The organism is Fusibacter sp. A1 (genome assembly GCF_004125825.1).
Classification (GTDB): Bacteria; Bacillota; Clostridia; order Peptostreptococcales; family Acidaminobacteraceae; genus QQWI01.
Window position 1 is genome coordinate 310,450 of record NZ_QQWI01000005.1, and the last position, 25,654, is coordinate 336,103.

27 protein-coding genes are annotated in these 25,654 nt (G+C 40.3%); 7 read left to right on the forward strand and 20 right to left on the reverse strand.

Going from position 1 to position 25,654, the window contains the following annotated elements; all coding sequences use genetic code 11:
- Positions 1-10: 10 nt before the first annotated feature.
- The 4 genes from nifU to lysA form a co-directional block, all read right to left on the reverse strand.
- The gene (gene nifU, locus DWB64_RS09095) at positions 11-466 is read right to left on the reverse strand and encodes a Fe-S cluster assembly scaffold protein NifU (RefSeq protein ID WP_129487909.1); all 456 of its coding nucleotides are present in this window, start codon (positions 464-466) and stop codon (positions 11-13) included.
- Entirely contained in the window at positions 466-1,647 is a 1,182-nt protein-coding gene (nifS, locus tag DWB64_RS09100; RefSeq protein WP_129487910.1) for a cysteine desulfurase NifS, read from the reverse strand. Before nifS ends, nifU begins: the two co-directional genes overlap by 1 nt.
- Position 1,648: 1 nt before the next feature.
- Positions 1,649-2,086 carry an Rrf2 family transcriptional regulator gene (locus DWB64_RS09105; RefSeq protein ID WP_129487911.1) on the reverse strand — a complete coding sequence of 146 codons (438 nt, stop codon included), beginning with the start codon at positions 2,084-2,086 and terminating at the stop codon, positions 1,649-1,651.
- Positions 2,087-2,257: 171 nt separating this feature from the next.
- The gene (gene lysA / locus DWB64_RS09110) at positions 2,258-3,514 is read right to left on the reverse strand and encodes a diaminopimelate decarboxylase (protein ID WP_129487912.1); all 1,257 of its coding nucleotides are present in this window, start codon (positions 3,512-3,514) and stop codon (positions 2,258-2,260) included.
- Between the two features lie 233 nt (positions 3,515-3,747).
- Between lysA and DWB64_RS09115 the strand changes: the two genes are divergently transcribed.
- From DWB64_RS09115 to DWB64_RS09125, 3 genes are all read left to right on the forward strand, one after another.
- A complete protein-coding gene (locus DWB64_RS09115; RefSeq protein ID WP_129487913.1) occupies positions 3,748-5,409 on the forward strand; it encodes an aminotransferase class V-fold PLP-dependent enzyme in 1,662 nt (553 codons plus the stop codon).
- A gap of 195 nt (positions 5,410-5,604) precedes the next feature.
- A complete protein-coding gene (locus tag DWB64_RS09120) occupies positions 5,605-6,687 on the forward strand; it encodes a LiaF domain-containing protein (RefSeq protein WP_129487914.1) in 1,083 nt (360 codons plus the stop codon).
- A 48-nt stretch (positions 6,688-6,735) separates the two neighbouring features.
- Positions 6,736-7,725: a hypothetical protein gene (locus DWB64_RS09125; protein ID WP_129487915.1), complete on the forward strand. Its 990-nt coding sequence runs from the start codon at positions 6,736-6,738 to the stop codon at positions 7,723-7,725.
- An 85-nt stretch (positions 7,726-7,810) separates the two neighbouring features.
- On the opposite strand, the gene DWB64_RS09130 is transcribed toward DWB64_RS09125, so the two are convergent.
- Entirely contained in the window at positions 7,811-8,602 is a 792-nt protein-coding gene (locus DWB64_RS09130) for an EFR1 family ferrodoxin (RefSeq protein WP_164980324.1), read from the reverse strand.
- A 160-nt stretch (positions 8,603-8,762) separates the two neighbouring features.
- Here DWB64_RS09130 and DWB64_RS19630 point away from each other — a divergent pair, with 160 nt between their 5' ends.
- On the forward strand, positions 8,763-8,873 hold the full coding sequence (locus tag DWB64_RS19630) for a MerR family DNA-binding transcriptional regulator (protein ID WP_129487917.1): 111 nt from the start codon (positions 8,763-8,765) through the stop codon (positions 8,871-8,873).
- A 92-nt stretch (positions 8,874-8,965) separates the two neighbouring features.
- Positions 8,966-9,331 (forward strand): FHIPEP family type III secretion protein, encoded by a 366-nt coding sequence (locus DWB64_RS09140; protein WP_256369614.1) that lies wholly within the window; start codon positions 8,966-8,968, stop codon positions 9,329-9,331.
- 35 nt (positions 9,332-9,366) lie between these two features.
- Here the strand turns inward: DWB64_RS09140 and DWB64_RS09145 are convergent, their stop codons facing one another.
- The 5 genes from DWB64_RS09145 to DWB64_RS09165 all read right to left on the reverse strand — a co-directional run bounded on the left by DWB64_RS09145 (position 9,367) and on the right by DWB64_RS09165 (position 13,052).
- Positions 9,367-9,903, reverse strand: a complete 537-nt coding sequence (locus DWB64_RS09145) for a hypothetical protein (RefSeq protein ID WP_129487919.1) — start codon at positions 9,901-9,903, stop codon at positions 9,367-9,369.
- Positions 9,904-10,076: 173 nt separating this feature from the next.
- Positions 10,077-10,442: a VOC family protein gene (locus tag DWB64_RS09150; protein ID WP_129487920.1), complete on the reverse strand. Its 366-nt coding sequence runs from the start codon at positions 10,440-10,442 to the stop codon at positions 10,077-10,079.
- Positions 10,439-11,821, reverse strand: a complete 1,383-nt coding sequence (locus DWB64_RS09155) for an MATE family efflux transporter (RefSeq protein ID WP_129487921.1) — start codon at positions 11,819-11,821, stop codon at positions 10,439-10,441. Before DWB64_RS09155 ends, DWB64_RS09150 begins: the two co-directional genes overlap by 4 nt.
- The gene (locus DWB64_RS09160; protein ID WP_129487922.1) at positions 11,808-12,281 is read right to left on the reverse strand and encodes a MarR family winged helix-turn-helix transcriptional regulator; all 474 of its coding nucleotides are present in this window, start codon (positions 12,279-12,281) and stop codon (positions 11,808-11,810) included. Before DWB64_RS09160 ends, DWB64_RS09155 begins: the two co-directional genes overlap by 14 nt.
- Before the next feature lie 84 nt (positions 12,282-12,365).
- Positions 12,366-13,052: a class I SAM-dependent methyltransferase gene (locus DWB64_RS09165; RefSeq protein WP_129487923.1), complete on the reverse strand. Its 687-nt coding sequence runs from the start codon at positions 13,050-13,052 to the stop codon at positions 12,366-12,368.
- Positions 13,053-13,146: 94 nt separating this feature from the next.
- On the opposite strand from DWB64_RS09165, the gene DWB64_RS09170 reads away from it, so the two are divergent.
- A complete protein-coding gene (locus tag DWB64_RS09170; protein ID WP_129487924.1) occupies positions 13,147-13,593 on the forward strand; it encodes a hypothetical protein in 447 nt (148 codons plus the stop codon).
- A 58-nt stretch (positions 13,594-13,651) separates the two neighbouring features.
- Here DWB64_RS09170 and DWB64_RS09175 read toward each other — a convergent pair whose 3' ends face one another.
- The 3 genes from DWB64_RS09175 to DWB64_RS09185 all read right to left on the reverse strand — a co-directional run bounded on the left by DWB64_RS09175 (position 13,652) and on the right by DWB64_RS09185 (position 15,900).
- A complete protein-coding gene (locus DWB64_RS09175) occupies positions 13,652-14,902 on the reverse strand; it encodes a 4Fe-4S binding protein (RefSeq protein ID WP_129487925.1) in 1,251 nt (416 codons plus the stop codon).
- 81 nt (positions 14,903-14,983) lie between these two features.
- Positions 14,984-15,535 carry a hypothetical protein gene (locus DWB64_RS09180; protein ID WP_129487926.1) on the reverse strand — a complete coding sequence of 184 codons (552 nt, stop codon included), beginning with the start codon at positions 15,533-15,535 and terminating at the stop codon, positions 14,984-14,986.
- Complete coding sequence (locus DWB64_RS09185; protein ID WP_129487927.1) at positions 15,532-15,900, reverse strand: VOC family protein; 369 nt, start codon at positions 15,898-15,900, stop codon at positions 15,532-15,534. The genes DWB64_RS09180 and DWB64_RS09185 overlap by 4 nt, the downstream gene beginning before the upstream one ends.
- 198 nt (positions 15,901-16,098) lie before the next feature.
- Between DWB64_RS09185 and DWB64_RS09190 the strand changes: the two genes are divergently transcribed.
- Entirely contained in the window at positions 16,099-17,904 is a 1,806-nt protein-coding gene (locus DWB64_RS09190) for a S41 family peptidase (RefSeq protein ID WP_129487928.1), read from the forward strand.
- 77 nt (positions 17,905-17,981) lie between these two features.
- Here DWB64_RS09190 and DWB64_RS09195 read toward each other — a convergent pair whose 3' ends face one another.
- The 7 genes from DWB64_RS09195 to DWB64_RS09225 form a co-directional block, all read right to left on the reverse strand.
- Entirely contained in the window at positions 17,982-19,712 is a 1,731-nt protein-coding gene (locus DWB64_RS09195; protein ID WP_129487929.1) for an ABC transporter substrate-binding protein, read from the reverse strand.
- Between the two features lie 133 nt (positions 19,713-19,845).
- Complete coding sequence (locus DWB64_RS09200; protein WP_129487930.1) at positions 19,846-20,670, reverse strand: class I SAM-dependent methyltransferase; 825 nt, start codon at positions 20,668-20,670, stop codon at positions 19,846-19,848.
- Between the two features lie 149 nt (positions 20,671-20,819).
- A complete protein-coding gene (locus DWB64_RS09205; protein ID WP_129487931.1) occupies positions 20,820-21,539 on the reverse strand; it encodes a GGDEF domain-containing protein in 720 nt (239 codons plus the stop codon).
- Complete coding sequence (locus tag DWB64_RS09210; RefSeq protein ID WP_243118966.1) at positions 21,533-22,348, reverse strand: MBL fold metallo-hydrolase; 816 nt, start codon at positions 22,346-22,348, stop codon at positions 21,533-21,535. Before DWB64_RS09210 ends, DWB64_RS09205 begins: the two co-directional genes overlap by 7 nt.
- A 124-nt stretch (positions 22,349-22,472) precedes the next feature.
- Positions 22,473-23,084 carry a zeta toxin family protein gene (locus DWB64_RS09215; protein ID WP_164980325.1) on the reverse strand — a complete coding sequence of 204 codons (612 nt, stop codon included), beginning with the start codon at positions 23,082-23,084 and terminating at the stop codon, positions 22,473-22,475.
- Between the two features lie 197 nt (positions 23,085-23,281).
- Complete coding sequence (locus tag DWB64_RS09220; protein WP_129487934.1) at positions 23,282-24,187, reverse strand: ROK family protein; 906 nt, start codon at positions 24,185-24,187, stop codon at positions 23,282-23,284.
- Positions 24,188-25,609, reverse strand: a complete 1,422-nt coding sequence (locus DWB64_RS09225) for a glycoside hydrolase family 1 protein (RefSeq protein WP_129487935.1) — start codon at positions 25,607-25,609, stop codon at positions 24,188-24,190.
- Positions 25,610-25,654 lie beyond the last annotated feature (45 nt).

Here is a 25,654-nt window from a genome sequence, read left to right on the forward strand (position 1 = left end):
CAGTTGAATTCTAGTGATCATGTCCATCTTCATCACCATGGTCGTGGTGATCGTCATCAGCATTAGGGTCAAAACCTTCTAATGCGTCGTAGTGCTTACCGTTTTTTTGAGCGTAGTCATAAACTGCCGACTTAAGCGCTTGCTCCGCAAGTACCGAACAATGGACCTTTACAGCAGGTAGTCCGCCTAGTGCTTCTAAAACGTCCTTATTGGTAATTTGAAGAGCTTCTTCAACTGTTTTTCCTTTGATGATGACAGTAGCCATCGATGAAGATGCCACTGCCGAACCGCAACCGAAAGTCTTGAACTTGATGTCCTCGATCACTTCATCCGCAGAAATCTTCAAATAGATCTTCATGATATCGCCGCACTTGACATTGCCGACTTGGCCTACGCCATCCGCGTCTTCGATTACGCCAACATTCTGAGGGTTCATAAAGTGTTCCATTACTATATCGTTATACATTAGTTACCTCCGTTAAGCACCGCTTCATATAAGGGTGACATTTGTCTTAGACGATCAACAATTCCAACAAGTGCTTCTATAGTATAGTCTATATCCTCTTCGGTCGTAAAATCACCGACTGTCAGTCGTAATGATCCATGAGCGATTTCATGAGAAAGTCCGATAGCCATTAGTACGTGTGAAGGATCCAAAGAGCCTGATGTGCATGCAGATCCGCTTGAACCCGCTACGCCCATGATATCAAGGCTTAAAAGTAACGATTCACCTTCGATGAACTCAAAGGAGATATTCACATTTCCTGGGTGTCTCTTTGTAGGATGACCGTTGTGCTTTGTATAAGGAATTCTTTCTAAGATTCCGTTCGCAAGCTTGTCCCTAAGCATGATCGAATGCGCGCGATGTTCTTCTAACGTTTCATCAGCCAGTTGTGCCGCTTTTGCAAAACCGATGATTCCAGGTACATTTTCTGTGCCTGGTCTACGTTTTCTTTCTTGCGCTCCACCATAAATCATATTGGCGATTCGAACGCCTTTTTTGATATATAGCGCACCAATACCTTTAGGTCCATATATTTTATGAGCAGATATCGACAAGAGGTCGATATTGTCTTCGTTGACATCGATTTTGAAGTTTCCATAGGCTTGTACAGCATCCGTATGGAAGATCACGCCTTTTTCCTTACAGATGGCACCGATTGACTTTATATCTTGGGCGGTACCGATTTCGTTGTTTACATACATGATCGAAACCAGCACTGTTGTGTCTTTGATCGCAGCCTTTAGGTCATCTAGATTGATCAGTCCGTCTCCGTCTACAGGAAGATATGTAACTTCAACACCTTCTTTTTCAAGAGCCTGACAAGTATGCAGCATCGCGTGATGTTCCACAGTTGTCGTGATCATATGATTTCCTTTTTTAGCGTTTGCAGCCATCACACCGCGCACTGCCCAGTTGTCGGCCTCAGTGCCGCCAGCTGTAAAGTAAATCTCTTCTTGTTTGCCACCTAGCGTATTTGCAATAGTCTCTCGTGCCACTGTGATCGCATTCTTGTTCTCGCGACCGAAGCGGTGAACACTTGATGGATTACCGAAGTGTTCTGTGAAATATGGAAGCATTGCATCAACGACTTCCTTTTTTGTAGGTGTAGTTGCCGAGTAATCTAAATATACTCTCTTTGACATCCTAAAGCCCCTCCTCGATTCCTGATATGGTAAACTGATCTTTGACCATATCTGCTAAAGTGATAGATTCAATCACATCATCAACTGCATCTGTGATTTTCTCCCAAATAAGTCTTGTAACGCAGTAACTTGCATTGCCGCAATCCGAGTCATCTTCAATCACACATTCAGAAGCGAGAATCGGTCCTTCAAGTGTTTTTAGAATACTACCCACAGTAATTGCAGATGGTTCATCATTAAGCATATAACCGCCATGAGCTCCGCGGACACTTTTGACAAGGCCGTTTTTTCGTAGCGGTAAAAATAACTGTTCTAAATAGTTTACAGAGATTGATTGTCTTTCTGCAATTGTAGATAGCGGCACAGGCCCTTGCCCGTATTGTAGTGCCAGTACAAACATCGCTTTCAAACCATATCTGCCTTTTGTTGACAAAATCATAACATCACCTGTTTCCTACTAATTTAATCCCTACTAGTCTACTTGGAATTCATATTCAGTATAGTATACCCTAGTATTTGTGTCAAGATTATTGATAGCATATTAACGAAGTATTTTTCACTTGAGATTCATCTAATAAAAAGAACATGCCATAGACATGTTCCTTATCAACTACAAAGAGAACTCAAGATCCAGTCGATTCAAGTCCTCATAGGTTTCCCTTCTACTCACAAGCTGATGTCTGCCGTCCTTTATAAACACTACAGGGTTTCTTCCATGCTTGTTGTAATTGCTTGCCATACTTTGATGATAGGCTCCAGTATCGTGAATGACTAGCAGATCGCCCGGTTCTGGGGTGGTAAGAGTCATGTCCCTAATCAATATGTCACCAGACTCGCAACAACTTCCCGCTATATCAAATCGCCTCACCTCGCTATTTCTCGGTTCGACAAGCGTTGCTCGATACTTGGCATCGTAAAGGGCAGGTCTCATGTTCTCATAAAGTCCACCATCAACATTGATGTAGTTCTTCTCAAGTCCAAGCGCTTTAACATGCCCTACCTCATATAGGGTGATGCCGGCTTTTGCGACCAAAGACCTGCCTGGTTCAATGATGATAGTAGGTTCCAACAGATTGCATCTTTTAAAAGAAGACTCCACTTGACCAAAAATTCTTTCCAGGTAATCGCCCAGATCATAAGGGGCTTCGTCAGAAAGATAATCGATTCCGAATCCACCACCGATGTTGAGCTCTTTAATGAAGATCTGCTCTTCTTCTAGTGCTTTATATAAAGGTTCAAGCGATTCAACCGCATCGATATGCGATGTCGGGGTCATCAACTGGCTACCGACATGAAAATGAAGACCTAAAAACTCAAATCTTGAATCTTCTACCAAACCCTTTACAAGTTTGACAATACGGTTCACATCTAATGGAAATCCAAATTTAGATGCCTTATGACCTGTTGAAATATGTTGATGGGTATCCACTTTGACTTCAGGATTGATACGAATCAGTACCGGCTGTACTTTGTCCTTAGCATGTAAAATCTGTTTTAAAAGCTCTATTTCATGCTCGTTATCTATGACAATACGGCCTACACCCGCATCAACGGCTTCTGTCAGCTCTTTCAACGTTTTGTTATTGCCGTGCATCACTACTTTTTCAGCCTTCATTCCAGCACTCAATACCGTGTTTAGTTCACCGCCAGAAACCACATCGATCAGTAAGTCCATTCTATCGACAAGTTGTGCCATTCCCTTAATTAAGAACGCTTTACTGGCATAGGCGATTTTCGCATTTCTTTTTTTGGTGACATCCTTCATCTTCTCAATCGTTTCCTCAATCAGGCCGACATCCACCAAATAAGTCGGCGTTCCATATGCCGCTTTTATCACCTTTAAATCAACATTACCGAATGTAATCATAGCTTCCTCCTTAAAATAGTAGTAGTTTAGCTTATCCTTCCTTTGATTACAAGTATTCTTGATAAGAAAACGTAAGTGTTTCGCCACTCTGTACTAGAACAGGTAAAATGGCCTTTAAATCATACGAGAATTATCAGAATATTCAACTCTTTTGTGGATGAAGTATTCTAAACATGGTAAAGTTAATCAAGAGCAAAAGGACTTGAACCTATCAAGAACTTACAGGAGGGACTATGGATTTTAATTTTCTAAGAAATGAAACAATCGGCTATGGATCTACAATCCAAACGCCGTTCGGGACACGCCTAATGACTTACGCTGATTACACGGCATCCGGAAAACAGTTGCGATTTATCGAAAATTACATACTTCACTTATCTGAGCATTACGCAAACAGCCATACTGAAGATAGCTACACCGGCAGAAGGACTACAGAATACTACCATCAGGCAAAAGAGAAAATGCATCAATACCTTGGCGCCAATGAGAATTACTCCATATTGCCCGTAGGTACCGGAGCAACCGCCGCTATTGACAAGTTATCAAGAATACTTGGCATTTATGAGACACCCGAACTCTTAAAGCAGACAAAAAAAGAACTATGCTCATCCAACATGCCGGCCTACGCCTGTGACAAGCCCGTTGTGTTCATCTCATCCTATGAACATCATTCAAACGAACTTCAGTGGCGCTTAGGTTACGCCGAAGTTGTCAAAATCGAACTAACTGATGAAGGACTTTTCGACCTCAATGATTTAGAGCACAAACTCAACCTACCTGTGTACAAACACCGCAAAAAAATCGGCTCCTTCTCCGCCGCTTCCAATGTTACAGGAATCAAAACTCCAGTCTACGAAGTGGCCCGACTGATGCACCTTCATGGCGGACTTGTCTTTTTTGATTTCGCCGCTAGCGGTCCTTATGTCGAAATAAATATGACAAGGGACGAAAACTCCTATTTTGATGGGATCTACTTATCACTGCATAAGTTCTTAGGAGGGCCGGGGTCCTCAGGTCTACTGGTAATCAACAACGCAGTCTATCCTTCTAAAAACATTCCTACAATCGCAGGTGGTGGCACAGTAACCTTTGTAACAGAAGACGATCAGTGCTTCGTCGATTCTTACGAAGACCGCGAAGATGCAGGCACACCAGGCATCTTTCAGGTCATAAGAGGAGCTTTGTGTCTAGAAGTCAAGCACAGATTGGGACAGCAGGCGATATCGGATAGAGAACATGCACTCACACGAAAAGGAATGGAGCAACTTACGACTGTTCCATCAATTCAAGTTCTAGGAAACCTCGACCCGGAAAATCGCGTCGGAATCGTATCCTTTGTGGTCAAGTACAAAGAAGCCTACCTTCATCATGGTTTCATCACTACACTGATCAACGACCTGTTCGGCATACAGTTGAGAGCCGGATGTACTTGTGCCGGTCCATATGGTATTAAGCTGCTTAATATCGATGATGAGCATGCTACAAAATATAAGAAGGCGATCATGGATGGCGTTCATTCGATGAAGCCTGGTTGGGTAAGAGTCAATTTTCACTATACCTACGATGACGAGACTTTCAACTACATTATAAAAGCGATACTATTCGCAGCTGAGAACGCTTACTTGTTTTTAAGTGACTACGAAGTGGACACATTGAAAGGAACATGGGCAAAGAAAGGCGTTGCGCCACAGACTAAAACACTGGATATCGACCATGCGCTTGTTATGGATAGACTCACCCTGACTAGCCTTGACAAAAACTATTCCGATTTATATGAACAGTACCTTCAAGAAGCTAATCTGATGAAAGAGGAACGCCTAGCAAAACCTATAGACCATGAGTTGTTCGCTGCTAAAACGATGAGTGACATCGCCTGGTTTTACCATTCAAAATAGCACACCCAAAAATGCGGAGCACCCCAAACAGGGAGGCTCCGTATCGTTTCTTAGAGTTTTCTTAGAATACGATTATAGATTAGTGTAAGCCCTCTTTTATCGTAAATTGCATGCTATAATAAGTTATCAAATCAAAATGACAACACAGAAGATTTTGTGTTAAAATAACTGGTAGGTTTTTAAGGAGGGAGCATTATGAACAAACGTTCATCGTCTTTTATATTTGGGGTTGTAATCGTCATCGTAGGTCTTTATCTACTGGCTGACAACTTAAATCTTGGCATTGTAAATACCATCGATTTTGTAGACATCATCAGTGTCTTGTGGCCGATGCTCTTTATCGGTTGGGGATACGAGGCACTACAAAAAAGAAATTATGTGGTCGGAGCGATTTTCAGCAGCATCGGCTTACATTTCTTACTGGACAACCTGACATTCATCAGTCCGATTTTCGGATTTGCGTCAAGCATAGTATGGCCGGCTTTCATCATCATATTGGGTGTCTACATTATGCTCGCTCCTCCTAAGGAAAAGCAGGTTAAAAGAAACAGCGACTTCTCTTCAAGAGGCAGAAGCAGCAATAGCAGTCATAAGTTCAGAGAGTTCGATCCTGACACAGACAATACTGTCATCAGACCAGCAAAGGTTCAACGACACACAGGTAAAACTTCAGAAGCTAGCTTCTCCGATTCAATCGATCAAGTAATCTCATCGGTTGACGAGGTAGTTTCAAACATCAGTAGAAACGTGAAAGAAAATATTAAGGGTCACAGCGACACGACTTACACAGTGACTCTCTCAAAAGACTCGGATAAGCCAACTGTAGAAAGAATCTACGATGCAACACCAAAACCTGAGAGCTCAAAAGTCAATCTAAATAAAGAGACACCTAAACAAGAACAAGTTGAAACACAAGCTACAACAAAGACAAATCAAGAAGCTAATCAGAACCAGCAGCGTAAAGCTAAGAAAATGCGTTCCTATTCCGCAAGCTTTAATTCTAAAAAGCTTTTATTCAAAGAAGAAGACTTTGTAGACGGAGATAACACGATTGATATCACTTGTGTATTTGGTGAAGTAAAACTAGGCATTCCAAGAGACGTCAATATCGAACTAGAAGGACAAGTCACACTTGGTGATTTGAAGTTCTTAAATGAAAAATATGAAGGTTTCTCATCAGCGATAACTGACAGATATGTCTCCCCTAGCGGCGCGACAAAAACTGTACACATCAACGCTACTGTAATTTTAGGCGACATAAAAATTAAATTGATTTAACACAAATGCCTCTCATGACGATATAATCTAGTGAGAGGTGTTTTTTATATGAAAAATGATAAATTTGATGAATTCTATATGAAGCAGACCCAAGCCAAGAACAAGGAAAAAATGGGTAGAAGCAGCGAAGCTCTAAAATTGTATTTGGACATCATTGAAAATTACTTTCCCGACACAGATTATTCATTTGAACATGCAGTATTGCTACTAGAAAAAGCTAATCGTTTAGACGAAGCAAAATCAATTTGCACCACGGCGCTGGAGCGTATCAAATCCGGTGAAATGAAAGGCAATAAGTTTTTTTTTGAAACCCATCTCCTAAAGATAGACGAAAAAACATCAAGCAAAAAATCTGATCACCACTGGGACATACCTGCTTTTTTTAAAAACAGACCCTTAATTGTGGTAAGTGTATTTTATCTGCTTGCCGCGTTGATCTATTCCTTGCCCTCAAAAATATATAAGTTCATATTTATTGTTTTTATCGGAGTGGCGCTTGTCGTTCTATTTGAACTCTTAAAGAGTGCAAGAAAAAGCCTGTCGATCAAATTTCAATCCATAGCACTGATTTTTTCTTTGTTCATCGCGATGGCGGCTGCCGCACAACTCCCCCCACCCGACTGGACCAATTTCTTTTCATTACAATCAATAAGTGAAATGAATACCGAAACGACAATAGAGCGATCCGTAGCACCTAATGAAGATAAGGATTCCAGCATCTCATCACAAGATGTAGATACCCTTGAAGCCATGTTTGAAAGCGACCTGGTGGTAAGTGAGTTATACATTGAGATTGATGATAATCTTATCAGCATATCCCTTTACCTTAAACCTGCCGCTACCACCGAAGAAGCAAAGAACGCCGTAAAATCGATACTGCTGGAACTCAACAGCATTAAAGGCTATGAGCGACCAGATGATAATAGGATGGGCGACTTATACAAGGATTACAGCACCCAGATTCAAGTCTTCGACAGTTTCAGCAATCGTATCTTAAGAGGACAAGTTAGAAGATTCAATCAGAAGTTGAACTGGTAACTGAATTACAAGTAAATCAGTAAATAGAAAAGCCATCACAACAACGTATTTTATATACGTATTGTGATGGCTTTTCTTGATAGGTTCAATCCATATTCTCAGGTGAAAAATCTCCTTTTGGCCCATGCCAACGAAATTTATCTATCGTAGATTTTCCTATCTGAATCGCTTCTGCAGGGCAGTTATGTATGCATCTCATGCAAAGATAGCACCGATTGTTAAATGTCACTTTATGATCTACGACAATGTTTGCACTAGGACAAATCCTTTGACATCTCCCACATAGAATACACCGTTCATCTGTTTTGAACTTCTTTTGTAGCATGTTTTCAAGAAGTGGATAGACGCCTTTGATTAGGTCTCCCAGTAGATAATCGCCGATTTTGGGCTTGTGGGAATAGTTATTGCCGTCCCCACTGATAATTGCTTTTGTAAAATCGGATACAACCTCAATTTCATCAAAATTCATCATGCTGATTGATTTTACCATACTTGAGTCTCTATCCTTAAAAGCCAATGCATCAGAACCGGGCATGAATACTTCAACCACACCTTTTACTTCGTACCCCTTTTTCTTAAACAGTTTTTCAGCAACTCTAAGCGCGTTGCCACTAAGAAAAGCCTTTGTAGCAAATAGATAGACAGGCAGTTTGTTCACAGGTTCCATTTCTATAATAAACTTCTTAATGAACTTAGGTATGTCGCATGCGTAAATAGGAAACCCGAACACGAGAATGTCGCCTATCGACATGTCATTTGTAAAAGATTCAATGGAATTTCGTTTTACCAGCAAGTCAGCCGATTGCAAATTGCGTTCGATTATTTTACTGACGTATTCCGTATTGCCCGTCCCGCTAAAATAAAGTACTTGTATCATTTCTCCTCCTCCACTACTATAGATCCCTTCTTTCATCTATTCCCCTTTAATCCTTACTAATTGCAATTATTTGACTTGCATCACCCAAAACACGCATTGACATTAACGCAGCGTCATCGGGTATAATTGAATTGAAGTACTTCAAGAAAAGAGGATATCAATGCTAATAACCGATGTATCTAAAAAGTATGCTGTCTCTACTAGAACCTTAAGATATTATGAAGAGCTTGGACTGATCACCTGCTCCGAAAATTGCTCTACCATCAGTTAAATAGACTTGATACTTCAATCATCGACTTGAAGTATAAGCGTCAACTGGTGCGGTCTACACTGCAAACATTCGGTTCTGATGATTTAACTAAAGTGAATCTTAAGGCATTCCTAAGTCAACAGCTATTTTTTAGGTCATCCGATGAAAGGTGGACCAACATGATAGAAAATGATAGTCATATCACCATAGATATCGGCAAAGACTTAATCCCGATAGCCCTAGACGATGCAAAGTGCTCATTATTCAGTTCCATCAAAGAACTTAGAGAAACCCTATTAAAAGACTACGGCATCGATTTGAAAAAAATCAGAGTAAAAGACAATCTAAATGACCTGTCTCCAAACGAATTTCAGATCTTAAACGACGATAAGGTCCTCATAAGAAAGCAAATCAACTCTGAAAATCAACAGCTACAGGTTGATCAGATCATCACACAGTTGAAGGCGATAGTGCTGTAGGACGATTGATGGCTAATCACACTTCATCTATAGTTCTATGCTTTAGCTAATTTTTTTACTTCTTGAAGCAGTAAAACACTAAAAACAACTTCAACTGCAATCATCAATACGGCTACTGTGACCGAAGTATAAAAACTACCAACGATCAGTGCCATCAGTGGAATAATAATTGCAAACACCTTATAGCTGGTTGATTTATAGATCCAACTATAGGGTAGTAAGTGTGCACCAAATATCATCGCCATCACCATTACAAATTTATCAGGGCTTGTCGCATAGACCCACATGGCAATCAGCAGGTAAAGCATCTGGTTCATGGAAACTAAAAATCCCAACTGATCAATCGGATTATCCTTGCTGCTAAACTTGATGTTCATTAACTTTGAAATCAGGAATGAAACAGGCAATAATAACGATGTCGCACAGAAGGTCAACAGATTCTTGGTTTCTATGACAAGCCCTGTACTATGGATAACGGCAATCACTGACCAGATGATAACAGAAGTCAGAATGAAGTGGATACCCTTCTTTTGACTTTTCATACATTGGAGTCGTAATGTTTCTAATTTCATGTTTTCCCCTTGATGTTCAAATAAGTTTGATCATACTCAACATTCTAATTATACTTGAATCAAAACATAGGATGTGGATTTTAAGGTAATTGTAATACTCAAAAACAGAGAAATCCCCGATAAATGACGCTTAGTCAACTATCGGGGATTTCTCTTGTAGTTTATCTAAACTGCTACCGACGGTCTTCAACAAACTGAACCTTGAATCCGTCCGGATCTTTGACATAAAAAAACCTCATCATAGGATTTGGTACATATACTTCTGATTGATCGTTGAATCCATTTTCAGTTAGTGTTGCCATCACATCTTCAAGCGTGCTATCCACCATAAAACCTACTGAGATGCCTTTTACTGGCGATTCAGGTTCGCCAGAATCGCAAATCAGTTCAAGTTCAGTCGTGCCACCGCCAAGAAAAGCGAGTTCAACATGCTCATTAGGCTTAAACCGCCTGTTCAACTCAAGTCCCACAATCCTTTGGTAAAAGTCGAGTGATACGTCAAGATCCTTTACATGTAGCGTGGTCCAGCAAAATCTCATACTGCTTCCTCCTTCAAAATCGCCTTGTCGGCTTGTATACCTTCGTGTGAGTCTTCCAAATGCCTTAGTTCGTTGAATAAGAATATCGCAGTCACTACAGATGCTGTAAAATCAGCAGTCGGACCAGCAAGCCAGACTCCTGTAAGACCGATGAACTGCGGTAGTAAGATCAAGAGCGGAATCAGCACAAGCACTTGTCTTAATAAGCTTAAGAACATAGCCTTGGGAGCTTTCCCCACCGCCTGAAAATAGTTTGCACTGATAATCTGAAACCCGATGACAGGAAGCATAGATAAAAACAGCTTCATCCCTTTTGACGCCAGATCCACAAGTGCAGGATCATTATTGAAAAGACTGATTAGCCCTGTGGTCCAAAACTGTGTTAAAAGAAAACCGAATGATGAGAGTGCCGTACCGGCAAGTATCGCAAGTAAAAGGGTTTTTTTAACCCTATCAAACGCCTTTGCACCGTAGTTAAAACCGATGATCGGTTGTGAACCTTGGTTGATACCGAAGATAGGCATTAAAAAGAAAATCGCAATTGCGTTAATCACAGTCATCGCACTAATCGCTAAATCCCCGCCTGTGGCCTTAAGTGCATTGTTCGCAAGTATGGTAACCACACTTGCAGCAACTTGCATAGAGAATGGTGACATGCCTATGGAAAGAATGCTAAGTACTGTTTTTCCATCTAAAACAAGGTTTTTCAGTTTTAATTTAAGTTTACTCTTTGAAGATGTAAAGTGCATCAGAACCCATGTGGCTGTCAGTAACTGAGAAAAGACGGTTGCGACTGCGGCACCCTGTATTCCCATCCCGAATCCAAAAATTAAAATCGGATCCAGTATGATATTGACTATCGCTCCGATAAGGACCGTATACATGGCAATTTTAGGACTTCCTTCGGATCTGACAATTGAATTAAGTCCAAATCCCAATCCTTGAAAAATCGCACCTATAAGTATAACCGTCAAATACTGATCTGCAAAGCCGATGGTTACATCACTTGCCCCAAAAATTCTTAGTAGAGGCAGTTTGAAAATCAGACCTAGTACAGAAAGTGAACCCATGATAAGGATCAGTAGCGTCACCGCATTACCTAAGATTCTTTCAGCCAGTTCCTTATTGTTTTGCCCCAGCCTTATGGAAACCCTTGCGCCTGCACCGATGCCCACAAGCATCCCAAAGCCCATTAAAAGCGTCATTAGAGGCATGGATAAGCCTATGCCTGTCATAGGTAGCGGTCCAAGCTTACCGATGTAGATTCTGTCCACCACATTGTAAAGGGCGTTTACCATCATGCCGATAATCGCCGGTAGGGAATACTTCCAAAGCAGTTTACCGACGGGTTCGTTTAAAAGTTGTTCATTCTGTCTCATCATTCACCTTGTTGTCCTTTTCATCACAGCCTACATTTTTATACACGCGGGCATTCTCACTCATCAAGTTGATTAGTCTAGTCAGTTCATTCAAATCATGCTCTGACATTCCTTTAGTTAATGTATTGTGCCAGTCACTAGCCACATTTTTTAGCTCAGCATGAAGTTCCATGCCTCTTTGAGTCAAATAAAGCCTCAACATCCTACTATCCGATTCGTCTCTTTTTCTTTCTATAATTCCGCTCTTTTCAAGTTTCATCGCCGCCCTGGTCACTGTTGTCTTGTCAAGTTCAAGTCGTCTTGAAACATCTTCCTGAGAACTTCCAGGATTCAGATGGAGAGTAAAAATGAAGGCCAGCTGTCCTCCACCTATTTCTGAAGTTTTTGTACGTTCGGCAAAGAAGGCTTGTTGCGCTCGATATAATAATGAAATATGTCTACCTATTGGAAAGTTACTCATTTTAAACCTTTCTTACAGTAATATAGTTGACAATACAACTATATATAGATTTAGTTGTATTGTCAACTATATTATTTCGCCCCTCTAATTAATCTCTTTTCTAATGACAAATAACTGAATACTACCAAATGCGCCTACAATTTTCCGCTCGTAAGTGCAACCGCGGTTATCTAGGATAGCTCCTATATCCTTAATGATGTCTCCGCTCCGCTCGATGAGCTTTACAAAAAGGTAACCAAATAAATTGTCATCTAAGGGATAGTCATAGTCCATCAAGAGTAAAATGCCATCTTTTTTTAACACACGAAGTAGTTCTGTCATTGCAATATCGCCGTCTGCATATCCGGAGAAAGCCATCGTACAGACCACTGTGTCAAAAGACTCATCAGGATATGGCATTTGCTCCACGTTACCCTTAACAAAGTTGACTGGTCTATTGAGTTTTCTCATTTTGGCAATTGCCCTATCCACCATGGTCTGGTTATAGTCAAGCGCATGAATCATAAACTCAGGTGGGTATAGTGACAAAAGATAGCCTGGTCCAAAGGAAACTTCAAGTAGCTTCTCGCCTTTAAGATAAGGAAGAACTGACCGCAACCACTTTTTCCACAGTGGAAAACAAGCCATGAATCCGTCATAAGCTTTTGCATAACGGGTATAAATCTCATTTCTTCTGTTGGTATAATCAAGTCGGTCTACAGGTGCTTGCGTATACCTGAATTTGCTTCTAGAAACCTTAAACATACTGACCACTTCCCTTTCGATACTCATTCTATACCCCTTTGAGAGGTCTTTCAAATGAGCTGTTTTTTTCTTTTGTGATTAGTGGTACAATAAAGTATAATTCGACAAAAGGAGAAACATAATGGACATGACGAGTATGATTTTAATTGGTGTGGTAACAAGTTTAATGATCGGGGGCGCTGTCGCAGTACATTTTTACAAGAAGAAAAATATTGCTAAGTTATTCGAGCAAGTTTATGAATCTTCAAAACAAGTTCCAAAGCAAAAGAAAAACAGTTTTCTATTACTAATGTTCAAAGAAGCGATGACTCCACCAGCTAAGCCGGTAAAATCAAAAGACAAATCAAAAGGTAAAGGCAAAGGCAAATCAAAGGCAAAACCAGCAACAACACCAAATCAAAGCAAATTCAACAACCCAAAATATGTAGAAATTCAGTTGATGCAGATGGCAAAAGTCCTCAAAGACAATTCTATCGCTAAAGATAAGCCGATGAAGCAGTCACTTCGCTTACTAAAAGATTACCTTGCTTGGGAAGCAGAAAAGAATTCCCAGAGCAAAAGCGCTTAATAAAAATAAAGCCCGAAGCATGTCTATTTAGGTTAGACAAGCTTCGGGCTTTTTTATATTAGACATCCACTTTTTCAATCAACCTTAACAGGTATTTCGACTGGAATTTCTCACTCACAAGCAGTTGCTTTACCGGTGGCAACTTTAAAAACGCACCTGTAAAAGCAGCCATAAACTTGTGGCTGGTCATCGCCTGGTTATCAAAAATCAAATTGTGTAGGGTATCGGTCTCGATTGCTTCAAGTACCAACTTATGAACTGTGTTGACAGGCGTAAAGATTCTAATTTCTCTCGGTTTCATCTCAATCGCATCAAGTTTACATACCCTTTGGCATACACCACAACCTAGACAGAGTTCATCATCAAAACTGACTTTTCCATCGTCGTTTTTAGTAAAGCACCCTACCGGACAGACCGCAATACACTTTTTACAGCTGACGCATTTGTCATTCATCGCAGCAATAAAATTTGATGAGCTGATCGCCTGGGGTATTCCCATCTTTTTTGCGCCCTTTAAAGCCATACAGCAGCAAGAGCAGCAGTTACAGATGAATCCGACTCCTTCTTTTACATTTTCTGCAAACTGTATCAGATTATTGTCGTAGGACACTTTTAAGATCTCAAATGCTTTTTCTTTAGAAATCAACTTGGAATAGCCGTGTTTTGACAGTGAATGCGATAACCCGTTGATAGATAAACATACTTCTTGTGGCGCGTCGCAGTTCTCACCTAAATGTTCTGCCTTGTGCCTGCAGTAGCATCTGCTTACGCCAACACTTTCTGCGTTTTCAATAATTTTTGTGGCTCTCTCGTAGTCGAGTACATACACTTCATCTGATGGCTTAACCGTGTTCTCATTCACAAGGATTCTTCCTATCGGCGTTTTTAACGACAATAGCTTTCTCATAAAATCCTCTTCTGTCTCCAAATACTGATGAAACAGTTCACTTAAAAGCTTCTGATCAAAATGACCGCCGGTTCTCATCAGAGCGAACTCGAAAAAACCGATCATCGGTGGTGGTACTACGTATTTTTGCTCTTTGGTGTCATTCATATCCAGTAAAAGCGCTTTTTCAGCAAGCCCTTCTAGAATTTTGAATGTCTCCTCTTCAGTCATCTTCCAAATCTTTGCCGCATTCTTCACACTGAATGGTTTTATTGGAAGCAAAGAGACTAAAGAAGCCTCCTCATGGGTAAACATGACCTTAAGTATCTCATATAAGACCTCCGCTTCTGGTGCCCCTTGAGGAAATCTATTATATCTGTCGATCAGTTCTTTGTAACCTGTTCTGCCTGTTAAGTGAGCCATTGTTCTTCTCCGTTTGCTGTCGATTTGCTTTGGTTGATTAAGGGGCTAGCACAAGGCTAGCTACTACGCGAGAGTTTGTTTCTATTTGTCATCTGGATTGATCAGGCCTTTGGGATCGTCAAAGATAGCACCCATCTTGCCAAAATGATGATAGATAGATAACTCATTCAGATAACCTTGTATCTCAAGTTCAGGATCACCACTTGCGATAGCTATCTGATCCACAAAATTGTCCTTAGGATAAAATGCAGTCAATAATACCGATTCTCCAGGTGCTATGTTTAGCTTATTGCCAGTCATTTCGACCTTACATTTATTCGTAGTTCTAGAGTTTTCACCGGTGATTATCGGATAATACAAGTATACGTTGTTCTGAACAATGGTATGTTTACTTTCGTTCTTGAGCTGAACAGTATAGACATTGCCCTCAGGCAGCTGTGAATACTCTACCAGTTCAAATTTAATATGGTCAAGCGCGTATGGATCAATTATAACAGCTTCTACAGCTTCATTACTTACGATGACTTTATCTTCAATAGTCTCAGTCATCTGCGTATTTGGATTCACTTGAATGGTAATCATCAAGGCAATACAAGCAACGATTGTGATTATCACGGTTATCAAGTACTTCATATGCTCGCACCAAAAAAATTTACGATATTTCCGTCAGGATCCCTAAACCAAAACGATCTGGTTCCCCATGGGTAAGATTGTGGTAGTTTCAGTATTTCAATATCCATCCCTTTAATCCTTTCATATGCTTCATCTACCTGATCTACTTTTACTCCTACAGTAAAGTTCCCTGATCCCGCACCATGCATCGAACCGGGAGCCATTTCTTCCATTCCTTCAACACAAAATATAGTAAGGGATGCGCCGGTCGTCTTGATTTCTGCGTGATAATCATCCCCCTCAGATCTTGTGTTTAATATCTTACAGTAAAAATCCACTAACAAGGGTACGTTATTTGTGATTATGCTTATACCTACAAATTCCATGTGAATCCTCGCTTTCTGTATTTATATTCACTTATGATTCTATTTTACTAAATCAAAAGGCAATAATATACGATTTAAGAAAAACGTAATAGATTGAATTACAATTACCTTAAATTAAGCAAATAGCAACCCATATGATATATAATTGACCTATATGGCGTTATTATACATGTCTTGTGCATTCAGAAAGGAACACTCATGAAAAAGGCTCTTTTTATTTTACTCATCCTGTCCGCATCATTGACTATAGCCTGTGATTCATCAGTGGATACACCTACTACGAATTTTGATGAAGCAGCCCAGATAGAGCAACTTCAACCCATCGATACAAAACGCTTTGAAGAACTTTTCGACGCAAACGACTTCTCTGTCCTCTTAGACGAATATACGCTTGAAACGGTAGCAACCATGTCTGAGCAAGCTAAAATCGATTATGTACACGCAGCACTTGCCAGTCAGGATTATCAGCTTGCTCTAAAGTTTTTAACTGAGTTGACTCTCCCTTTCTCAGTCTTACAAGACCTTCTTGGCAATAAGGTGATCTTGCTAAGCGGTGAAGCTTTTCTAGAGGATTTGGTCGTCTATCAGGATAACTTCGCAGACGACCCAGACTACAATGTCTTACTTAGTCAGTTCACCTATGAGTTTCAGTCAGAAGTCGAAGGCAAGAATATTCTACTGAGAAGCTTTAAAACGAATCCACAACATTCCCCTACGTTACGACTGCTCACCTTTATGAAAATGGGAGAAAATCTTAAGCGAACGATAGCATTTTTAAACGAATCCCTTACCACCTATGACAATAAATCCGAAGTTTACGAACTGATGGCTGAGGCCTACCGTACGTATACGTTTTATTACGAAGGCATGACTTGCTATGAAAAGGCCAATGAACTGGATTCTGAGCTGTATCTTGAACGTTATATTCTCTCGTGCATTGATGCTAAGCGATCAATAAAGGCTTATGAACTCTTTATCAATAATGAATCATTTGATTTTGAAGACGTAACGATCCAACGAGTAGTCGAATCTCTGATCGGTCGTGGCGCGTTTGATGAAGCATCAGACTTGATTGCAAAAATGCAAGCGGATACTCCAGAACGAATGATCTGGTATCTGATGGAAGCCATTACAAAGATACGTCAGGGTGAACTAGACGAAATAGAAGCGGTTCTTGACCGCGCAGAGTCAAATGGAGTGGATAGGAAAAGCTTAGTATCCACTATCGGATTAGGAGACTTTGAGGACATAGCCGCGGATGATTGGATGGTAGAGGTCTTTAAGGACAATTACTTGTATACACCTGGAGACTATACCCCACCACAAGAAGACTTGACTAGGGAAGAACTTGCTAGAAATGCCTTTGATGCTTTAAAAGACCCCGAGGACCGATTCACCTTCTTACTTGATGAAGAAGAGATGGCGATGACCTTTGAAGCTCCCGAATTTTTAAAGAAAGACCAACTACTCTATTTCAAGTTCAGCATCTTCGACGAGGCTGTCGACGACTGGATCATCGCTACACTTGACGAGGTAGCCCGAGATGACTCGCAGTGGTTGATTCTAGACATGCGTGGAAACCACGGCGGCATGTTGCAAACGGCATACGCCATAATAGACGAACTGACAGGCAGAGCTAATCTTTTTTATCAAGTAGATAAAAACGGAAGACAGACGCCCTATTCCGCTACAGCATCCAGGCGTCCTTTTGAGAAAATCATCGTACTGCTCGATCATGAATCCGCAAGCTCGTCAGAAGTAGTCGCCCTTTCACTAAAAAAGCGTCTTAAAAATGTGACTATCGTCGGTGAAACAAGTTTTGGAAAAGGTGTCGGACAGCACGTCTTTTATGACCAAAAGTCAGGACTCACCTTATATCTGGTATCCTTCTACTGGAACGTGATAGAAGAAAACATACAAGAGGTCGGTATAGATCCGGATATAATCTATGATTTTTCTACTGAGGAAAATGTGATTGATAAGGTACTTGAACTGGTTCGGTAGAAGATAGAAGGTAGATGAGGATCTTTGAGGATTAACGATTAGTGACTACAGATTAGGGATTGATAACCGCCCCCTATTCACTCCATATTAAACGGATACTGATTCAGCACTAGGTAAAACATGACAGGTTCTAACGATTGAACAAGCTCGGCATCTTCACCTAAAAGGGCTAACTCATCGCCATAGACCACTACCTTGTCTAACTTGCCTTCTTTGTATAATTCAATATTTTCTTGGATTTCATCACTAAACATGTAACTGACTTCATCCATCACCACATGCTGTGCATCCCAGTAAGCTTCGTTCTTGACCATCCTAAACACGTCGTTCATGGTCATGCTATAATCTTGGTTGTCTTTCCAATCGCTTACTATAAAAGGTCCATTATAAAGCGTCGTATCAGCACTTGTACCAAACGACTCCCCCATACTCTCTGCAAAGGCTTGATTCACAGGATAAAAGCTTGGAAAAGTCAACAGCTTTTCAAAGTAAGGTATCGGTCGTTCAAGAGTCACTTGTAAGGTGTGATCATCAATAGGCTTTACACCAAGCTCACTTGGATCCACATCTCCATTCATCACTGTTTCATAGTTCTTAAACGCTGCAATTTCAATCATAAACTGATACATCATCTGGGTCTTAGGATCAGCAAGTCTCTTCCATGAATAGGCAAAATCCTCAGCGGTAACAGGTGCGCCATTCGACCACACCGCATTTTCCCTCAACTTAAAGGTATAGTTCAGTCCATCCTCGCTTTTATGATAAGACTTTGCTACACCAAATTCCAAAACCTCTTTTTCACCAAGCGAAAATAGGCCCTCCATGGTATTCCCCAAGATTTCGAATGAAAATAAATCGGTGGCTTTATTCGTATCCAAGCTAGGAATATCCGTCCGTGTTGCAAGATGAAGCACTTGCCTTCCTTGGTCGTCTGCTTGTGTGCTTGCTTGCTTGTAAGAAACCCGTCCTCCAAAGGAATGACCCACGATCCCTTTCACATAGGACTTTACCAGTTCAAAACGACGCCTCTGGTAAAGCGGAACAATTACGGCTTCCTCTTCAATCAACATCCTCTCAAGACTCTGAACCGCCAACACTCTTTCAACATAGCTATTGGCAAGGTCTGAATGCTTAATATGATCCACTACCTCATCATAGATTTCATTTGAAAATCCAGCAGTATTATAATCACCATCCGTAACCCACATTTCTAAAAAAGTCATCGGGTCTGGATAATCAGGTCCCCACCCTTCATATAGCATATGAATAGGAACATCCTTGGGATATCTTTGCGATGAAAATGGTCTTTGAATCAGCTCGACGGTCATTCCATCCAAAGTGGATTCAATACTTTCTTTTATTCTATCTGATATGCTGTAAATACTAGGACCATCAAACGAGTAGAAGTGAATATGTGCATTTGTGAAACTTAGCTCTTCTTTTGCCATATTCCAGTACTCTCTAGCTAGAACAGGATTGTAATGCATCCAACCTTCCTGATTGAAAGCCCTATAGTCCGTTCCCTTATCAAACACAAAGTTTTTAGGCACAAGATAATCAGCAGTAATAAAGTCATCATAGCCAGCCATATGAATAAAACTTCCTTTATCAATTGCTAAAGAAATAGCCTTTCTTGCATGAACATTCTTCATCAAAACATAAGGATCCACATATGTTTCTTCTTCACTCTCAATCGCAACTGGCTCATCGACTACCTGAAGTGTATTTTCCTCATTAGACCTGGTGGTACAAGCCGTCAGTAAAAATAGCATCATAAAGATAATCAGTATCCTTTGAAAAAACTTCATTCTTAGCACGATTCCTTTCTACTAGTCATTTCTAGTCAACCTCTCGAGTATGAATTTTCAATTTTCACTCCTAACATTTCGTATAAGATACAGCTGATGTAGTGAATGCAACTCTACTAAAACTCAATATCCTCTATTGCTTTTTTGGCCCTTTTGCAACAAAAACTCCGCTATTTTTTGTAATCTTGATGTAGCCTTCATTTAGAATACGGTCATTCAATAGTTCGTATAATTCATTGATACGTTCATTTGTCATTACCTCGTCGATATTAAGGTGACCTTTCATCGATAGCATGTAATCGATAAGGGGCTGTGCATCGGTTATCTGTAATGAATCCTCATAATACCTTACTTCAACCGAATCAAAATATTCCCTTAGTTGCGCTTGCCCGTTCTCTAGACCGAACTCATGGGCAACAGAAAAAGTTTTAGCATCAAGTCGAGAGTCAAAATCCGAAAGGATTTCTTTCATCTCTCTCAAATGGTCCAGTCCGTTTGTAGAAGCATAAAATGTTCCGTTTGATTTTAATATTCTGGCCACTTCTCCAATGGCTATCTTGCGGTCAGATACATGATATAACATATGGTTTGCTATCACACAGTCAGCATGGTTGGACGCAAACCGTGAATTTTGAATATCGTCGACTTCGTAATTGCATACTTGACCGATTTCATTCAAGTTCTCCTTGGCTGAAAGAATCATTCCTTGTGAAATATCAGAAAGGCTAATCTTTATATTTTGAGGGATTCTTTCTATGTTTTCCTTCCATATGCTCCCATTGCCGCATCCGAATTCTACTACAACATGGTTTGAGTTCAATTCATATTGATCATAGATCCAGTTTTGCCAACTATAATGATTCGTACTATAGATTTTGTGCAGATTTTGTCTCGTGGATAAGTTATTCTCTGTGCTGTATTGCTTTTTTACAATTTCTCTATCATTTGCTCTAGACATGTTTTACCTAATCCTTCATTTAGTCTCATCCATACGCCAGCTTATACCATTATACCAATTTAAAAGGATTTAATACTTGATTTATGGTAATTGTAAAAATAGAATAAAAACGACATCACAAGTGTGATGTCGACCTCATAAGGCTCAATTCAATTACTTTCGATATCAGAATCATTCTTCTCAAAAGCAACAACTCTATTTCTCCCTGTTTGCTTTGCCTTATAAAGGGCTTGATCTACATAACTAATAATATCTTCAAAATCAATTTTACTTTCATCTGAATAGTTGATTACTCCAAAACTTGAGGTTACTTGAGTTACTGGAGAAAAATCAAAGTTTGAAATAAGTTGTCTTATAGCTTCAGAAAGTTTGAGTGCTGTCTCTAATGTGCTTTGTGGCATTAAGATCATGAACTCCTCGCCACCCCAGCGAGCAAAGGTATCTGACTCTCTGAGTCTACTTTGCACCAATTCAGAAAGTTTCTTTAAAACAAAATCACCAATATCATGGCCATAGGTATCATTAACATTTTTAAAATGATCAATGTCAAACATGATAATCGAAAATCCTATACCATATCGTCCTATTCTACTAAATTCATATTTGAGTACTTCAATAAATCGTCTTCTGTTGAATATTCCTGTCAGTTGGTCTGTTACAGATAACCGTTTGATTTCTTTTAAATTTTCTTCTAGTTCTCTATAAAGCAAGATATTCCTATGTACAACATCGAACAGCAAATCTCTCATTATTCTATTATCATTATCTACTGCGATGGACTCCAATATTGCTTGAACAAACATGTTTTGGCGGCCTTCACTGTCTTCATGGTTAAGAATATCGATTAATCCTTGCATTGAAGTTACCATATGTGATCTTCTCCATTCGCCTCAATCCCATCAATTCCTATGTCGGTAATATCATACAACTTATCAATAATCACCTTAACCTGTTCCGCACCTCTTATCAGACTGCCATGTTGAGGTGCGATGAGTTCAATGTCAAGTTCCCTACATTTATCTAGTGTCTTTCTAAGTGCAAGATTTGATGTCATAATAATTTGATGAAATCTAATAATTCCCGGCATAAAGCATGTATCTCTACCAATTGGGCAATCATCATAGCTCGAGCATTCGCTACATTTCTCACTGACATCCATAAATAAATCCCAGTGCTTCCCATACGCGCCGAAAATATCTGAACTGAAAAGTGTCTTTGTCTGCTCATCATAAGTTACAAAACTTCCTGGTGAATGGGTATAAGGTGTATTTATGAATTTTAGTCTTCTTCCCGTTCTAAATCCCCATGAGTTTCTAATCTTGTTAATACACACTAATTTTGATGTTGTAGAGTAATGTTGAATAAAGATATTGTTTTGTTTTTGAGAAATAATCTCTAATTCATTATTACTGATAATACTTTCAAAATTTGAAACACTTCCTACTAGATCGGGATCATAATGCTGATAAATCAAGCGTACAATTTGGTCAGGAAGTATACCAGTCATCAATACTTTCATCATCACACTACTAAAATCCGGTCTGCTACCACCATCGATCAAGACCCCTTCATCGCCTTCATAGATCAGGTAGGGGTTGGAATGTAAACCGTTCTCTTTGTCGTTGTAGCCTACCCAGTATATCCCTTGTGCCACTTCAGCCGCTTTATCATAATCCATAAGTTTCCTCCTGCTATTATTCATCCGAAGATTACTCATGTAAATGGGATTGAATAATTACTATTATGTGTTATGTACCCTAAATGGCTTGATTTCAACTACTTCTTAAAAAATCGCTAAAAAATCAAAGCAAACCGATAGAATCAAGAAGTTCTTCGACCAGCTCCTCAGTGGATTGCTTGCCTTCCATTACCAGTAGCTTAAATCCAAACTTCTCAGCTTCATTAGCAATGTAGCCGGCAAAGCCGATATCCCTTTCCATCCAGTTATTAAACGCTACTTTTGGATCATACGCGTCATTTAGAATATCAAAAGCCCATGTTCTCAGCGCGTACTTTTCTCTCTGAAAAGTTTCTGTAGGAACTATGAAGAATAGTCGGGCATCATCAATCAAATTGGTTGCCAAAGCTGGTAACAGCGCACAGCCTTCAATAATCACCTTATCGCTTCTAATATCACAAAGAATATCTCGCTTAACTAGTTCCCACTCCTCATGATAAAACGCGATTTCTTCCTTTAACTGCACATCAACCTCACGTGAAAACAGCTCATGCCACGGCTCTGTTTTCCATCGGTACATGATCGGTTGAGTTTTTTCATCTGCCTCTTCGATATGCCTAAACATATAGTCATCGGCTTTGATCACTTGATAATTATATTTTTTGCCTAAGTAGGCACTCAACGTACTTTTTCCTGCACACGGCGACCCGCCTATCAGAATTGCTTTTGTTTTCATCATGTTCTCCTAACTGCCTTCGCAATCCGTGCTAAAGACAACCTATTTTACCACTAGTTTGACTGGAGAAAACGGAAAAATCAATTTGATAAATTTCTTCCCTACATAGTAGACCATGAAAGTAAACCATGAAAAAAACCTGTGACCGAACGTATGCCTATACGTCATGTCGCAGGTTTTCTTTATTTTTGAATCAATCAGAGTGATTTATGTCTATTTAAATGATGGTATACGGCGCCAATCAAATTGGCATCTGCCTCAAAAGTACAACGTCTAACAGTGGGCATGCTTACAGCCACTTTAAAATGTTCGTATAACTTAGAGAGTTCAATATTAATTTCATCAACGATATCTTCTCTAGCACTGATTCCACCGCCTATTAGGATAACTTGCGGATCGTATACATGTTGAACATTGTGTATTCCCACAGCAAACATGCGGTAGAACTCACGAATACAGGCACTAGCGATCTCGTCACCCGATTCAGCCAGGTCAAAAATTTGCTTACCGTTTACCGAGTCATGTGCGATATTCATCGTATCCGCATAGTGCTTCACCAGCGCAAAAGTCGATCCAGTATCACTCCAGACAATCGGAACTCCGGTGTTCTGTTCAAAACCTGTGATCATAATTCCGAACTCACCGGCAAACTTATGCGCACCGCTATGAATGACCCTATTTTTTACGACAGCACCACCGACGCCTGTTCCACATACGACAAATGCCATATCGGATACATCCTTTGCAGAACCCAGCCAGACTTCTGCAAGTGCGGCGCAGTTACCATCGTTATCCGCAGAATAAGGTAAATCGAACATCGTGCCCATATCCTTTGCAGGATTCTTTCCCTTGATATAAATAAGTGCGCCTTCACTTAAAGCCTGAGACGTTTCCTCATCGGTGACGCATGGTTGACTAAGTGCGACACCTTCTATTGGTGCGACTGTTTGCCCCCATTCCACAAGACTCGATAAACTCTTTAACAGGGCTGCATAAGTGTTCAAAGGCGTTTTTTCAGCTGATCGATCGATGATATCGCCGCTAGCGCTGATTACAGCGGCTTTGATCATGGATCCACCAATGTCAATTGCAATATAAGCCATCTACAATCTCCCTATATCTCCACCTGTTGCGATCACATTTTTGTACCAGTCAAACGATTTTTTCTTTGTTCGTTTTAAGCTACCTGATTCGATGTCGACATGTACAAATCCGTAACGCTTTTTATAGCCGTTTAGCCAGCTTAACAGGTCGGTAAAGCTCCATGTGCAGTATGCCAAAAGCTCAACGCCATGATCAACCGCCTGTTGACATGCGATAATATGTCGTTTTAAGAAGTCGATTCGGTAATCGTCATTGATTTCTCCGTTTTCCTCAACCGTATCATAGGCACCAAGACCATTTTCGCTGATGATGATCGGTAGATTATAACGATGATGTAACCGTTCAAGTCCCATTCTAAGCCCGTCAGGATCGATAGCCCAGTCCCAGTCTGTATAATCCAGAGATTCATTTCTAACATGCTTATAAAGTCCAGGCACACCGTTTTCAGATTGCGTCCCCTTTTTACCAGACGTGTTCATGCCGCCAAAGCCGACACCATCTACTGGATTATAAGCAACCATCGATGTTTGATAGTAATTGATCCCGATAAAGTCACATAGTTCAGCACTGTTTTTCATGGCCCTGTAGTCGTCCTCAGATACTTCGGGCATGACACCTTTTTCACTATAATACTGGACAGCACGTTCTGGGTAGACTCCCTTGTAATAGCTATCCAGATACCAATCAGGACCTGTTGCGTCATACATGGTTTGCGCTTCAATGTCTTCAGGTGTATTTGACGCGGCATGTGAAGGTGAATACGCAATACTTGATCCGATCATTCCTTCATATCCAGCATTTTTAAAGGCAAGTACTGTATGGGCATGCGCCAAAACGGTATGATGAAACGCTTTTAAGTACCTTTCTTCATCCTGAACACCCGGCGGATGAAGCTTGAGCATGTAACCAAGACCCGTGAAGATATTTGGTTCGTTCATGACTATCCAGTGTTTGACCCGATCTGAATAATGTTCAAAACAGACAGTCGCATAAGCCACAAAATCTTCAATTATCTGACGGGATTCCCATCCCAAATACCTGTCTTGAAGTGATTTTGGTAGATCCCAGTGATACAGGGTCACCATGGGTACGATATCATTTGCCAAGAGCTCATCGATCAGGTTGCTGTAAAAATCTATCCCCTCCTGGTTGATTCGTCCACTGCCTTCTGGCAGGATTCTCGCCCATGCGATAGAAAACCTGTAGGTTTTAAGACCCATTTCAGCCATAAGCGCTATATCTTCCTTGTACCTGTGATAGTGGTCACAAGCAATATCGCCATTTGTTCCTTCAAAGGTCTTACCTGGCAGATGAGCCCATTCATCCCAAATGGATGGTCCCTTACCACCTTCATCATAAGCTCCTTCTATTTGATAGGCCGCAGAAGCTGAACCCCATAAAAAATTCTTTTTAAATGCCATTTCGATTCCTTTCTAGCTATTGTTTGACTCCGCCTAAAGCATCAT